Origin of the sequence: Capnocytophaga sp. oral taxon 878, assembly GCF_002999135.1 — a bacterium.
Classification (GTDB): domain Bacteria; phylum Bacteroidota; class Bacteroidia; order Flavobacteriales; family Flavobacteriaceae; genus Capnocytophaga.
On sequence record NZ_CP027229.1, the window covers coordinates 396,853 to 411,848 of the forward strand.

The window sequence follows — 14,996 nt, forward strand, 5'->3', positions numbered from 1 at the left end:
CAAATCTTATTTTTTGTTTTAATAGGGGGCAAAGGTAAGGCTTTTACCCTAATGCACCAAACTAAATTATATATTTAACTGATTATTAACGATTGAAATTCTTCTTCACTAATCATCTTTACGCCTAAACTTTCGGCTTTTTCTTTCTTGCTAGGTCCCATATTATCACCTACTATTACGTAATTAGTTTTAGAGGAGATAGAAGAGCCTACCTTACCCCCATGTTGTTCAATAAGAGCCTTAAGCTCATCACGTGAATATAGGTGGAATACACCTGATACTACAAAAGTAAGTCCTTTTAAAGTGTCAGTTTGTCCTTCGGTAGACTGCTCGCTAAGAGAAAATTGTAAGCCATAACCTTTAAGACGTTCAATAAGTTTCTGATTGTACTCGTCGGCAAAGAAGCTTACTACACTACTAGCAATTTGATTACCTATTTCATCTACTTCTATTAACTGTTCAATAGTAGTATTTTGAAGCGCTTCAATAGTTTTGTAGTGGCGTGCTAGTTTTTTAGCGACAGTTTCTCCTACATATCTAATACCTAAAGCAAAGAGAACACGTTCAAAAGGTACTTCTTTAGATTGTTGAATACCTTTTACTATATTTTCAGCACTCTTTTGAGCCATACGCTCTAAGGGAAGAAGTTTAGAAACAGTTACCTCATAAAGATCGGCATAAGTGTGAATAATGCCTGCACGGAATAATAATTCAACAGTTTCCTCTCCTAAGCCCTGAATATCCATAGCCTTGCGAGAAATAAAGTGTTGTATTTTGCCAGTAATTTGAGGTGGACATTCATAACTATTAGGACAATAATGCTGGGCCTCCCCTTCATTACGAACTAATTCAGTGTTACATTCAGGGCAATGAGTAATATATTGTACTGGCAGAGCATTTGCTTCGCGTTTTTCTAAGTTTACACCTACTATTTTAGGAATGATTTCTCCGCCTTTCTCTACATAAACTGAGTCGCCTATGCGGATGTCCAATTTTTCAATCTGGTCGGCATTGTGCATTGATGCTCGTTTTACAATAGTGCCAGCCAATAATACAGGTTTAAGATTAGCTACAGGAGTAATAGCTCCTGTACGTCCTACTTGGTATGATATACTTTCTAAAACAGTATCTACTTGTTCGGCCTTAAATTTATAAGCCATTGCCCATCGTGGAGATTTAGAAGTATAACCTAACTCTTCTTGTTGGGCAATACTATCAACTTTTACCACTACTCCATCAGTTTCGTAAGGCAATGAGTGGCGTTTGGTATCCCATTCATTGATAAAGTCCATTACTTCGGCAGTAGAATGGCATAATTTAGAAATACTAGGTACTTTAAACCCCCATTCACGTGCTTTTTTCAAACTCTCAAACTGACTTTTAACACCTGTATTTCCTACTAAAAAATACAATAAGCAATCTAAACCACGTTTGGCTACTTCAGCTGTATCTTGTAATTTTAAACTTCCGCTAGCTGTGTTACGAGGATTCATAAAAGGGTCTTCTCCTGCTGCAACACGTTCAGCATTTAGTGTTTCAAAAGCCTTTTTAGGCATTACTATTTCACCACGAATGTAAAAACGCTCGGGGTAGTCTCCTTTTAGTTGCAAAGGTACTGAACAAATAGTACGTACATTAGCAGTAATATCATCACCTTGAATGCCATCACCACGAGTAGTAGCTTGTTTTAGCTTCCCATTTTCATATAACAAGTCGATAGAAGCTCCATCATATTTTAGTTCACAAGTAAAATTAATTTGATCACTACCTAAAGTTTTGATGATACGCTGTTCCCAATCTTCTAAATCATCTTTAGAGTATGAGTTATCTAGCGAATACATACGATATTCATGTACTACAGTAGGAAAATTTTTAGTAATAGTACCACCTACACGTACAGTAGGAGAGGTTTCATCATAATATTCTGGGTGAGCTTGTTCTAACTCTTGTAGTTCTTTTAGTTTTTGATCAAACTCATAATCGGAAATAGTAGGATTATCCAACACATAATAGTTGTAATTGTGTTGGTTAAGTTCGTTACGTAGTTGTTGTATTTTTTCTTTCATAAGATTATTTTCTATCGTTTAGCGTAATACTCTATCAGGCTCTTTGTTTTTCTCCCATTTCAGGTCGGAAAGCATTGAAGCTTTGATACCAACAAAGAAATACCAAGAGGTACGATAGCCAAAAGGGGTGAACTGGAAGCTCATTCTGAAACTGCTTAGGTCACGTTCAAAACGCAGTTGGGTATAAGTAAAACCTTTGTTTACGAAGTCATATCCGCTTGATAAACCTACTTGCCATTTGGGAGTAAGTGATACATTACCAGAAAACATTAGAGAGTTATTAGAGATTTTTCCTTCTCGTGCCTGATTACTATAGGTAAGTGAATGAGCTAAAGTTAAGTCCCAAGGTATAGTAGCTCGGTAAAACTGTTGCTTACCATCTTTATTTTCGTCTTCCTCTTTTTTCTTATCTAAATCTTGTACTTCATTTAGAGGTTTAGATGAACCAAAGAGGTCATCGGTACGACCTCCTGCTACTGTACCTGTATGTTTTTCTTTCTTTTTTCCTTTTTCAGATCTATCTTTGTTAGAAAATGAATAATTAGTAGATATGTTCGCATTTGTTAATCGGAATAAACTACCACCATTGTTCATATTCCATTTATCTATTTGTCGTCCATTGTTATCAATAGCATAAGGGTTTAGAGTCGCTCCAAAATTGATACCTAACTTACCATTGAAAAGAGCGGTTCCTCCAGTAACATTTATAGGGCTTAATTCTTTAGTAATTACATTATAGTTGGTACTAAAGTTTAAGCTATTTAAGAGCATTACTTTTTTAGGCTCTGTTTCGGTACTATCTTTCTGTTTCATTTTAGCCTCAAAAGTATTGGCTAAAGAGAAGCCTATTGATTGCGATTCATTTAGTCCAGGTGTGCCATACAAACCACCTTCAAAGCGGCTATACTGATTTCTATTACCATAAGCATCTGAAATATAATAATCATAATACTGGTCAAATGAAGGAGTATACCCATAACTTACAGAAGGACGCATTACGTGCCGGATGGCTTGTATAGCAGCCCCTTTCTTAAATCTAAAAGTACCATATACAGTAGTACCTAAACTAGCTCCTACATTGTAGGTAAGAAAGCGGTCAAAACCACTAAGAGTATCAATAGCTGATTTGCCTATAGAACTATTAAAGTCTTTGCGACGTATTGTTTTGAATTGCCATGTTTCATTTAAAGAAGAGTTGAGCCCTAAAGTAACATACTTGAATAACTTAGCAGTGGTACTTACTGGAATAGAGTGGCGAACTCCATTCTTAGCTTCATTAAACATTTTCTTACTAAAGAAGAGACTATCATACGTAGCAAAGCGGTTATCAGCCTGCATACTATATTGCAAGTTCAGACTCTTGATAAGTCCTTTTTTAGTTTGTCCTTCCTTAGCAAAAGGGTATATACGCTCCACACTAGCACGCATTGAGGGTAATGTCATATCAATACTTTTAGTATTAGTATTCTGTGAGTGAGAAGCAGAGAGTGATAAATTCACAGAAGGTGATGCAGGAAAGGTTTTGGAATACGAGATAGATGACATCATCGTATTATTCAAAAAGTTAGAAGTATTGGATTGGTTATAGGATTCTTGATAATATCTACTATTGCTAGATAGGTTAACTGATGCTGAGAAACTAGAGTTGGGACTTGATTTGCTATCTTTGCTATGTGACCATTGTATGCTGTACATTTTACTGCCTGAATAGTCTGGCAGCCCCCTCATACTATAAATGTTATTTTCAAAAGCTACATTGAAATTACCTGAATATTTGTAACGTTTTAGGTAAGCTGACTGAGCCCTAAGCCCATAACTGCCATTGGTGTAATAATCGGCAGTAAGGGTAAGGTCAAAGTTGTCACTAATTACAAAATAATAACCTATATTTTGCAAGAAATAGCCACGGTTATTCACCTCGCCAAAGGTAGGGAATATTAGCCCTGAAGAGCGACCTGACACCATAGGGTAATAGGCAAAGGGTATAGCTAAAGGGGTAGGAATATCAACTATGTACATATTACTGAAGCCTGCAATAATCTTCTTTTTAGGTACAAATTTTGCTTTTCGTACCTTGATATAATAGTCGGGGTCATCTAAATCTTCGGCAGTGGTGATAATGGCATTTTTCATAAAATAGGTAGAGTCGTTCTCCTTTTTAATGATTTGCCCTCTTACATTGTTTTCATCTTGCTTAGTATATGCATTACGGATAATGGCTTTTTGGTTGCGGTAGTTAAACCTGATAGAGTCCGGTTCTATCACATCATTTCCTTGCTTGAAAATGGGATGTTGGCTATATTCACCAGTACTATCTTTTACTCGCCCTGCATAAACTTCTCCTTTTTGGTAATTAATCACATCAATACCTGCACTAATATCAATATCGGTATATTTTACATTAGTTTGGTTATACAGTATGATTTCATTTCCAGCTTTATTGAATACAATACTATCTTTAGCCTCATATTTTACTACATCTTCTAAGGCTCCATTAGTTTTTTTGATAGTATCTTTTTTCTTTATTGTATCAATATTTTTCTTAGGTTTTTCAGGCTTAGGGCGTCTGCCGCGCAGAGGTTTTTCCTTTTTAAGGCTATCTTTTTTAATAGTGTCGCGTACACCAAAAGGTATATCATACCAAAATTCAGCCTTTTTAAAGGCAAAACTTTCGGCAATCCACGAGCAAAAAATGATAACTAATATGCTGACTATGAATATAAAGAGTCGTTTATGTTGTTGCAAAGTCTTTCTTTTTATACTTTTATTTTAGGGCACAAAAATACAAAACTTTTCTCAATTAGCAAATATGTTGTTATTTAAGGTAGAGGAACAACTTTTCCTATTTGTTTATCTGTAGGCATTTGAGCTTTTACTTTTTGTAGATAATGGCGTAGTTTTTTACTTAGTTGTTTAGCCTTACGTGGATATTGGGCTATCAGGTTCTGTTTTTCGCCTATATCATTTTTTATATTGAAGAGTTCCTTTTGCCTACTACCATGCATATATACCAATTTCCAATCTCCTTGCCTAATAGCACTGCTGGCTCCATATCCAGAGCCACTAACTGTGTACCAATTATTAGGGCTGTGCCAGTAAAAAGTGCGTTCTTGCACTTTTTTTTCTCCTTTTAAGGTTGGTAAAAAACTCTTTCCATCTACTACTTGCGGCACTTTGTAGTTTTTTACTTGGGCAATATCTAAAAGAGTAGGGAATAGATCTTCAATAATAACAGGTTGTTCAGTACGTTCATTGGGTGTTATTTGTCCTTTCCAAGCTGCTATCATTGGAATACGCACTCCGCCCTCATAAGCTGACCCTTTACCAGCCTGCAAAGGGTAGTTATGCGTATTAGGAGTTCCGCCACGTCCGACAGCACTTAGCCCACCATTATCTGATAGGAAAAGAATAAAAGTATTTTCCATTAGTTTTTGTGCTTCCAAGTAGCTCATTACATCGCCTAAACTTTTGTCCATAGCTTCGACCATACTCGCATAACGAGCCTCAGTAGGGTTCAGTCCTTTGTATTTTTCTATAAAACGTTTATCTTCTTCGATAGGGATGTGTACAGCGTAGTGTGATAGGTAAAGAAAGAAAGGCTGGTCTTTAGGGCGGTCATCTAATACATCAAGAGCTTCTAAAGTAAGAGCCTCGGTAACTGAAATGTCTTTACCCCAATACTTTTGTAGATCGGGCACAGCAAAAGAAGATGTGGGTTGCCCGTCGGTACGGTTACCAAAGTTAGTAAGCCCTGAATAACTAGCGAGACCACCGCCTGCGTGTCCTGCTATATTTTTTACAAAACCTAAGTTCAAGGGGTTGGCTCCTAAGGTTTCGGTAGCTCCAAAGTGAGCTTTTCCTATGCAAATAGTGTAATAGCCAGCCTCTTTTAATAATTGAGGCAGAGTTTTGGCGTAGTAGGCATAGGGAGCATTAGGAACAGGAGAAATACCATTTACATTCCAATCAGGAGGGGTAAGCTGAGGGTCGTCTACATCGGTAGGAGTATTGTAATGGCGTGTCCAGTTGGTAACGCGATGCCGGGCTGCATTACTACCAGTGAGCAAGCTAACCCTGCTAGGAGAGCAAACAGAGGCAGCATACCCTTGAGTGAACTGTATGCCTCGTGCTGCTAAGCGCTCCATATTAGGAGTGTGATAAATATCATTATTAGGCACGCGTTCTTTCCAGAAAGGCAAAGAAGTGTCTTCCCACCCCATATCATCAACTATGAAAACGACTATATTGGGGCGTTGTGCATTAGAAGTAGTAGTTTGGCTATAACTGTAGAGACCAAAAATAGCCAATAGGGTAAGTAAAACAGATTTCATAATTATAGAAGTAAAAAAGATAAGAGGTAAGAGTTTTATCTCTTACCTCTATCTAAAAAATTATTTAAGGCTTCCGACCATATCTTCAGGGCGAACCCATTTATCAAAGTCTTCAGGAGTTACATAGCCCAAACGAACCGCTTCTTCTTTAAGCGTAGTACCATTACGGTGTGCGGTTTGTGCTATTTCGGCAGCTTTGTAATAACCAATTTTGGTATTAAGAGCGGTGACTAACATAAGAGAGTTATCAACCAATTCCTTAATGCGTTTGTAATTAGGCTCGATACCGATTGCGCAGTGTTCTTCAAATGATACACAAGCGTCGCCTAAAAGTTCGGCTGATTTAAGGAAGTTAGAAGCCATTAGAGGTTTAAATACGTTTAGTTCATAATGACCTTGAGTACCTCCTACTGAAATGGCAACATCGTTACCCATTACTTGTGCAGCAACCATTGTCATAGCCTCACATTGGGTAGGATTAACTTTACCAGGCATAATAGAGCTACCAGGTTCATTTTCGGGGATAAGAATTTCGCCTATACCAGAACGAGGACCTGAAGCCATCATACGGATATCGTTTGCTATTTTGTTCAATGATACGGCTAATTGTTTAAGAGCCCCGTGGCTTTCGACTATTGCATCGTGAGATGCTAAGGCTTCGAACTTATTAGGAGCAGTAACGAATGGTAGTCCGGTGAATTTAGCTATATACTCGGCTACTTTTACATCATAACCTTTAGGGGTGTTAAGACCAGTACCTACAGCAGTACCACCTAAAGCTAGTTCGGAAAGGTGAGCTAAAGTGTTTTTAATAGCACGTAAAGCGTGGTCTAATTGTGCTACATAGCCAGAGAGTTCTTGTCCTAAAGTAAGAGGGGTAGCATCCATAAGGTGAGTACGACCTATTTTCACTACATCTTTAAAAGCTTCGGCTTTGGCAGCAAGGGTGTCGCGTAATTTTTGAACACCAGGAATGGTTTTTTCTACTACCATTTTGTAGCAAGCAATGTGCATACCGGTAGGGAAGGTATCATTAGAGGATTGTGATTTATTCACATCGTCATTGGCTTTAAGGACTGGGTCGCCTTCGCCTATTTGCTTGCCAGCTAATACTTGAGCGCGGTTGGCAATTACCTCGTTCACGTTCATATTAGATTGGGTTCCTGAACCTGTTTGCCAAATAACCAATGGGAATTGGTCGTCTAACTTACCTTCTAAGATTTCGTCGCATACTTGAGCGATGGCATCGCGTTTTTCAGCAGGTAATACGCCTAAATCAAAGTTGGCATAAGCGGCTGCTTTTTTAAGATAAGCAAAACCACGAATGATTTCAATTGGCATAGAAGCTGGTGCTCCAATTTTGAAGTTGTTGCGAGAACGTTCGGTTTGTGCGCCCCAATATTTATCGGCAGGCACTTTCACTTCTCCCAAAGTGTCTTTTTCAATTCTGTAACTCATATTTTGGTTTTTTTATTAAAAATAATTATCTCTTAATGACGGCACAAAAGTACAAATAAAAATTTAATTAACAATGAAGAATTAATAATTAACGCTATAAAATTGTTAATGGTTAAAACAGATGTGTTTTTAAGTATTTGATATGTGCTTTTGTGTTATAAAAATCATAGAATGCTATGCCTTTGGCAAGGAGCTTTGGATTGAGCTCTGTACTTATAAGAATGAGACTTACTGCTAGGTGATAGGTGAATATATGGAATTGGACTATTGTATAAACTCCCCTTCAAAATAGAAATATTTGAAGAGGAGTTTTTACTTTTTAAATCAGTCTTATTTGTTATCTGTTTTGTTGTCGTCGATGAGTTCGGCACCTTCGAGTATAAAATCGACTAAGCGTTGTAGGTAGATGTTTATTTGTGGATCGGTTACATTGAAAAGGAGTACTACTACGACCTCTTCTCGAGGGTATACTGATAGCCAGCCGTAGCCACCTACGCCCATACCGGTATGCCCATAGTAATCGCGTCCATTCCAGTCGCGTTGGTTTTGCCAACCTATACCATAGCTTATTTCCTCATCATCGATAGTACATTGCTTTTTAAGCATTTCGTTCTCGATAGGCTGACTGAGGAAGTTATGCTGCTGTATAGCTGTACCCATTTTGGCTATATCATGCGATGTAGAAAGGAAACCGCCTCCAGCTAACTTAAAGTAATTATTTACATTAGTAGCTTTGTCTAACTTTTTTTTAGTGCGAGTGTAGGGAGTCGCCTCATCGGTGATGATTTTACCTCTATCGGGGAAGGTACGCCACATATTAAGCGGTTTGAAAACCTCCTCTTTGGCTATTACCTCAAAGGGCTGATTGAGGCATTTTTCAATTGCTAGAGAAATGAGGTTAAATCCAAAGCTACTGTACAGGAATTTAGTACCTGGGGCAGCTTGTAGTATGTCGTCTTTAAATAAGCTTATTCCTTCCTCTATGCTATAGTTTTTATTGAGGGTATACTCATTAGCTTTATATGTGCGGATGCCCGCTAAGTGTCCTGCAAGCTGTTTTATATTAAAATCAAACGGCTTGGGAGGAAAATTGGGGACGTATTCATACAGAGAGGTATTCCAGTCGAATTTTTTTTGTTCTTGCAAGCGAGCCAGCAGTACTCCTGTAATAGCTTTGGAGATACTTGCTACCCTAAATATAGTAGTTTTGGCATCAATAGGCGTTTTTTTGTTAAGGTCGGCATAGCCATAACCTCCTTGCCATATTATATTGCCTCGCTTGGTAACGGTTACCGATGCTCCTGGTATTATTTCTTCTTGGATGAGATAATACAATATTTTTTCGGCTTCTTGTTTGGCTTCGTCAAAAGAAGTTACCTCTGAGGGGTTTTTTCGGAACACCTCAGTATCGACTAATTTTTTCTGACCAAAAAGATTATTAAAAAAAGAGAGTATAGCGGCTAACAAAATGAATTGTTTTTTCATCCGAGTACTTCTTTAACTTTTTCGCCTATTTTGGCAGGAGAATCGACTACGTGAATGCCACACTCACGCAAAATACGTTTTTTAGCTTCGGCAGTATCATCGGCGCCTCCTACGATAGCACCTGCGTGCCCCATAGTGCGCCCTTTAGGAGCGGTTTCGCCAGCGATAAAGCTTACAACAGGTTTTTTATTGCCATTGGCTTTGATCCAGCGGGCTGCTTCGGGTTCTAACTGGCCTCCGATTTCGCCTATCATTACAATGCAATGAGTTTCGGGGTCGTTCATCAATAACTCAACCGCTTCTTTGGTAGTGGTGCCAATGATAGGATCGCCACCGATACCGATAGCGGTAGTGATTCCTAAGCCGTTACGTACTATTTGGTCGGCAGCCTCGTAGGTGAGTGTACCAGATTTAGAGACGATGCCTACGTGTCCTTTTTTGAAGATAAAACCAGGCATAATGCCTACTTTGGCTTCTTCGGGAGTGATTACTCCGGGGCAGTTAGGGCCTACCAATCGGCAATCGCGGTTTTTAATATAGGCAGCTACTTTGACCATATCGGCTACTGGGATGCCTTCGGTGATGGTGATGATAACCTTAATACCGGCATCGGCAGCTTCCATAATGGCATCGGCAGCGAAAGCAGGAGGGACGAAGATGATAGAGACATCGGCTCCTGTAGCTTTTACGGCATCGGCAACGGTATTGAATACGGGTTTGCCTAAGTGTGTTTGGCCGCCCTTATTAGGGGTAATACCACCTACAACATTAGTTCCGTAGGCGATCATTTGCTCGGCATGGAAGGTACCTTCACTACCAGTAAAGCCTTGTACGATGATTTTAGAATTTTTATTGACTAATACACTCATTTCGTTTTGTTTTTAGTTTATAGCAGCAAAGGTAAAACTTTTTTTTGTAATAACAATTTTTTGACAAACAAAAATGTTGACGTGAATTTTAAAACACTTGTAATCAGACGGTTATAGTTTTAAGTTTTAGGTTTTAGCTTTCAAGGAGGTGGAAAAAGAGAGGGAAGATGATGAGGAGTGAGAATAATGTTGGGTTTTGGGTGTTTTGTTGCGAATTATTTAAAGGTGAGGGGTAGGAGGGAAGAGGTTGATATACAGTGAGATAGTGTTATAGTTCGTTTATAGTTCGTTATTCCTTCGTTTATAGTTCGCTTATAGTTCGCTTATAGTTCGGTAAAGATAGGGTGGGAGTTTTTTTTTGAAAAGATTGATTATTAATGGATTGTGTGTTTTAGGAGGGTGAAAGTAGAAGGAGGTTGGGGTTGAAGAATTATTAATAAAATGGGTAAAAAGATGAATTTTTGTCAGTTTTTAGAGTGAACGTAGGAGAGGAGGGGATGGGAGTAATTAAAAAGCTAATTTGGTAATTCACCAATTATTTGTACTTTTGCCGCGTTTTTCAAATATAAACAAAAAATGCAAATAGAAGTATTGAAATCAAAAATACACCGAGTAAGAGTTACCGGTGCTGATTTGGATTATATAGGAAGCATCACTATTGATGAGGATTTGATCGAAGCAGCAGGAATGATTGAAGGAGAAAAAGTATCTATTGTGAATGTGAACAATGGAGAACGTTTTGATACTTATATTATTAAAGGTAAAAGAGGCTCAGGGGCTATTGTACTGAATGGCCCAGCAGCACGCAAAGTGCAGCGTGGAGATGTGGTAATTATTATATCGTATGCGCTAATGGATTTTGAAGAGGCGAAAACCTTTAGGCCTTCTATCATCTTTCCTAATGAACAAACGAACTTATTAGAATGAAAAAATGGTTGAAAATAACCCTCCCCTTACTTGTGGGAGGGTTTTTATGTTGGTATGCTTATCGGCAGTTTACAGAAGAGCAGTTTGCTGAGATTAAACAAACTTTTGTTATGGCTGATTATTTTTATATTATTTTGGCGGTATTTTTGGGTTTTTTAGCCGATATATCGCGAGCAGTCCGTTGGGAGTTTTTATTGCGCCCTATGGGCTATCGCACCTCGTTACTGCATCGCACTATGGCAGTATTTATGGGGTATTTGGTAAATGTAACCATTCCGCGTTCAGGCGAGGTAACACGTGCCCTTTTGGTAAGTAAATACGACAAGGTACCCTTTGAAAAATCATTTGGGACAATCATCTCTGAACGTGTAATAGACTTACTGCTGTTATTGCTTTTCACAGCTGCAGCTTTTGTATTACAGTTTGATTTGATAAGCAGTTTTGTACTATCGAAAATTCCTTTTCAAAAACTATTATGGTTAGGAGTGATAGGAGGGGTATCATTTGTAGTATTTTTGTATTTGGTGTACACATCCGAAAAGAAGCTATTTGTTAAGGTAAAAACATTTTTGAATGGTATAAAAGAAGGCGTACTTTCAGTGTTGAAAATACGCCATCGTATGCTTTTTGGGCTACATACCCTTTTTATTTGGGCTGTATACTTTTTGATGTTTTATATTCCTTTTTTTGCATTGCCAGAAACAGCCAATATCAGTATGCCCAATGTGCTTACTGCCTTTGTAGTAGGAAGTTTTGCAATGACATTTACTAATGCAGGTTTTGGTTCGTATCCCTTTTTTATCGCTGAAGTACTATTCTTATTTGGAGTAGCTACCCCTATAGGAACTGCTTTTGGTTGGCTAGTATGGACTTCACAGTTTGCTATGACTCTTCTGTTGGGGGGGCTGGCATTTGCTTTACTTCCTTTGCTAAAAGAAAATACCCACAGCTAATGAACCAAGCTACCCAAAAAAGATAGAAGCCTAAATGGAAACTGAACTTCATTACTTTGTGTGAGGTAGTAGTAAAATCAACATAAGTAAAGTAAAAGCCTACCGCTCCTATAATTGTAAGGAGGATAGCTAATAGACGTGCGAAATTAGGGCTTACCTTGGTGCGGAAGGTTTGTAAAAACAATATCAGTACTAACTGAACGATAAAGAGAATAATGGCAGTTTTCCACCAAGTTTTAAATACAGCATACTGGCTATAGTAGGTGCTTACACCTATTTTGCCAATAAATGACATTTTGGAAATGAGTACTGCTGAAATAAGACTCATTACAGCTTGTATAAGGGTAAGGATACTAAGGTTTTTCATAGTTTATTTTTTGATAATCTTCCAACCGTTCTTTTCGTTGTATTTCAGTTTAAATTTCTGAGTAATAAAGGAGGCATTAGGGTATGGGTCTTTACCAAAGTAGTAGAAAGGGGTTTTCTCCTTATCTAAAATTACAGTACAAACTGAAACATTTTCTGTACTCTTCTCCAATGTTACCTTCTTATCATTGAATTTGTAGATTATAGTCTTCACTTCGGCATTGTTCTTATTTTGTTTTACTAAATAAGGCAAAGCCTCTTTAGTAAGAGCAGGAGTGATGATATGCACACTGTCCTTAGAGAACCACTTTTTACGTATTTTCTCATTGTTGATTTCTATAAGCCCATCATCAGTTAGTTGCTGAATGGCATCAATAAGTTCTTTATCGGTGCTATTGCTAAGTTTCTGTTTGTTGGTATTGAACTTACCAGTTTCATACAGAGGATTTTCATCTAAATAGTTAGCAATAAGTTCAGTTACTTCACTATTATCAAGCTGGTTGCTTTGATTACAGCCTACCATAGCAAGTAGGCTTAAGGTTGCTAGTAAAAAATATTTCTTCATTGTTATACTGTTAAATACTATTTGTTAATTATTAGCTAAACCATCCTTCGCGGTCTAAGCTGCGGTACTGGATAGCTTCTCCTATGTGTTGGGGTTGTACTTCTTCAAATTGAGCAAGATCGGCAATGGTGCGTGCTACCTTTAGAATTCGGTCATAGGCACGAGCTGATAGGTTAAGTTTTTGCATGGCATTCTTCAACAAAGAAAGAGACTCATTATTTACCTTACAGAATTTTTGGATCTGTTTAGTATTCATTTGGGCATTGTAATGAATATGCTCATACTCTTTAAAGCGTTCGGTTTGTATGTTGCGGGCCGCAATTACGCGCTGACGAATTTCGTTGCTACTTTCTCCCTTCCGTTCATCTGATAGTTTTTCAAAAGGAACAGGGTTTACCTCAATGTGAATGTCAATTCTATCTAGCAAAGGTCCTGATATTTTGCTCATATACCGTTGCATTTCGGCAGGAGAGGAACTCATAGCAGAATTAGGATCAATGAAATAACCACTTGGGCTAGGGTTCATACTAGCTACTAGCATAAATGAGGCAGGGTAGGTGATAGAGAATTTAGCTCGTGAAATAGTGACCTCTCGATCTTCTAAAGGCTGTCGCATTACTTCTAAAACAGTGCGTTTGAATTCGGGTAGTTCATCTAAAAATAGTACCCCGTTATGTGCTAATGATATTTCACCAGGCTGGGGATATGTACCTCCACCTACTAGAGCAACATCCGAAATGGTGTGATGAGGACTCCGGAAAGGGCGATGGCTCATAAGTCCACTATCCTTAATACGCCCAACTACGCTGTGAATTTTGGTAGTCTCAAGAGCTTCGTGCAAGGTCATAGGAGGCAAGATGCTAGGCAGGCGTTTGGCAAGCATTGTTTTACCTGAACCAGGAGGCCCTATCAAGATGATATTATGCCCTCCAGCAGCTGCTATTTCCATACAACGTTTTACTGTTTCTTGTCCTTTAACATCTGCAAAGTCAAATTCTGGAAATTCTAAGTTTTTGAAGAACTCTTTTCGCGTGTCAATTACTACAGGGGTAAGTTCTTTTTCACCGTTAAAAAAACTGATAACTTCCTTGATGTTCTCAATGCCATAAACTTCTAAATTATCAACTATAGCAGCTTCTTTAGCATTTTGGACTGGTAAAATAAAACCTTTGAACCCCTCTTTACGGGCTTGTATGGCAATAGGTAAAGCACCTTTGATAGGCTGTAAACTACCATCTAAGGATAGCTCGCCCATAATAATGTATTTATCGATATTATCACTGATGATTTGCCCATTGGCAGCTAATATGCCAATAGCAAGGCTAAGGTCATAAGCCGAGCCTTCTTTGCGCATATCAGCAGGGGCCATATTGATAGTTATTTTTTTGCCCGGTATTTTATAGCCATTGTTTTGTAGGGCGGCAGCAATTCGGTAGTTACTTTCTTTAATAGCAATATCGGGTAAGCCAACAAGGTGGTATCCTACGCCTTTATCAATATTGACTTCAATAGTGATAGTAGTAGCTTCGACCCCAAAGACGGCGCTTCCGTAAACTTTTACTAACATTTTTCGGGTATTAATATTTGATTGAATTGATAATAGTTCAAAAACTTAAATAGTTTTTTGTTTTAGACTGACAAAGGTAGTGTATTTTTTTTAAATAGCAAATATTGGTATACTTTTTTTCGGTGCTAATCGAACAATGAGCGTAAAAAAGTATTTTTAGAGTATTATTATCTGTTTTATAAAATCTTTTTATATTGTTGATTTTCAGATAATTTACAAAGAAGGTTGATGAATAATAGATAAAAAGTGTACTAAAAATTTGGTAGAATAGAAAAAAGTAGTACCTTTGCACCCGCAAAACAGAAATACATAATAATTAATGGCGAGGTAGCTCAGGTGGTTAGAGCGTTGGATTCATAACCCAAAGGTCACGGGTTCAAATCCCGTCTTCGCTACAGAATTAGCGTAA

11 protein-coding genes and 1 tRNA gene are annotated in these 14,996 nt (G+C 38.0%); 3 read left to right on the forward strand and 9 right to left on the reverse strand.

What is annotated here, in order from left to right:
* Positions 1-74: 74 nt before the first annotated feature.
* From ligA to sucD, 6 genes are all read right to left on the reverse strand, one after another.
* Positions 75-2,066, reverse strand: coding sequence for an NAD-dependent DNA ligase LigA (gene ligA / locus C4H12_RS01710; protein ID WP_106097385.1), 1,992 nt, complete (start codon positions 2,064-2,066; stop codon positions 75-77).
* A gap of 18 nt (positions 2,067-2,084) precedes the next feature.
* Positions 2,085-4,811 carry a putative LPS assembly protein LptD gene (locus tag C4H12_RS01715; RefSeq protein ID WP_106097386.1) on the reverse strand — a complete coding sequence of 909 codons (2,727 nt, stop codon included), beginning with the start codon at positions 4,809-4,811 and terminating at the stop codon, positions 2,085-2,087.
* A 74-nt stretch (positions 4,812-4,885) separates the two neighbouring features.
* Positions 4,886-6,397 (reverse strand): sulfatase, encoded by a 1,512-nt coding sequence (locus C4H12_RS01720; RefSeq protein WP_106097387.1) that lies wholly within the window; start codon positions 6,395-6,397, stop codon positions 4,886-4,888.
* A 60-nt stretch (positions 6,398-6,457) separates the two neighbouring features.
* Positions 6,458-7,855, reverse strand: a complete 1,398-nt coding sequence (gene fumC / locus C4H12_RS01725; RefSeq protein WP_106097388.1) for a class II fumarate hydratase — start codon at positions 7,853-7,855, stop codon at positions 6,458-6,460.
* A 330-nt stretch (positions 7,856-8,185) separates the two neighbouring features.
* A complete protein-coding gene (locus C4H12_RS01730) occupies positions 8,186-9,340 on the reverse strand; it encodes a serine hydrolase (RefSeq protein ID WP_106097389.1) in 1,155 nt (384 codons plus the stop codon).
* Positions 9,337-10,209 (reverse strand): succinate--CoA ligase subunit alpha, encoded by an 873-nt coding sequence (gene sucD / locus C4H12_RS01735; RefSeq protein ID WP_106097390.1) that lies wholly within the window; start codon positions 10,207-10,209, stop codon positions 9,337-9,339. Before sucD ends, C4H12_RS01730 begins: the two co-directional genes overlap by 4 nt.
* A gap of 576 nt (positions 10,210-10,785) precedes the next feature.
* Between sucD and panD the strand changes: the two genes are divergently transcribed.
* Both panD and C4H12_RS01745 read left to right on the forward strand, forming a co-directional pair.
* Positions 10,786-11,136 (forward strand): aspartate 1-decarboxylase, encoded by a 351-nt coding sequence (panD, locus tag C4H12_RS01740; protein ID WP_106097391.1) that lies wholly within the window; start codon positions 10,786-10,788, stop codon positions 11,134-11,136.
* Positions 11,133-12,089, forward strand: coding sequence for a lysylphosphatidylglycerol synthase transmembrane domain-containing protein (locus tag C4H12_RS01745; protein ID WP_106097392.1), 957 nt, complete (start codon positions 11,133-11,135; stop codon positions 12,087-12,089). Before panD ends, C4H12_RS01745 begins: the two co-directional genes overlap by 4 nt.
* Here C4H12_RS01745 and C4H12_RS01750 read toward each other — a convergent pair.
* From C4H12_RS01750 to C4H12_RS01760, 3 genes are read right to left on the reverse strand one after another with little or no spacing between them, the layout of a single operon-like run.
* A complete protein-coding gene (locus C4H12_RS01750; RefSeq protein WP_106097393.1) occupies positions 12,019-12,456 on the reverse strand; it encodes a hypothetical protein in 438 nt (145 codons plus the stop codon). The genes C4H12_RS01745 and C4H12_RS01750 overlap by 71 nt on opposite strands.
* A 3-nt stretch (positions 12,457-12,459) precedes the next feature.
* On the reverse strand, positions 12,460-13,020 hold the full coding sequence (locus tag C4H12_RS01755; RefSeq protein ID WP_106097394.1) for a hypothetical protein: 561 nt from the start codon (positions 13,018-13,020) through the stop codon (positions 12,460-12,462).
* Between the two features lie 31 nt (positions 13,021-13,051).
* Positions 13,052-14,587 carry a YifB family Mg chelatase-like AAA ATPase gene (locus C4H12_RS01760; protein WP_106097395.1) on the reverse strand — a complete coding sequence of 512 codons (1,536 nt, stop codon included), beginning with the start codon at positions 14,585-14,587 and terminating at the stop codon, positions 13,052-13,054.
* Between the two features lie 321 nt (positions 14,588-14,908).
* Between C4H12_RS01760 and C4H12_RS01765 the strand changes: the two genes are divergently transcribed.
* Positions 14,909-14,982: transfer RNA gene (locus C4H12_RS01765), tRNA-Met, on the forward strand.
* The last annotated feature ends 14 nt before the right edge of the window (positions 14,983-14,996 follow it).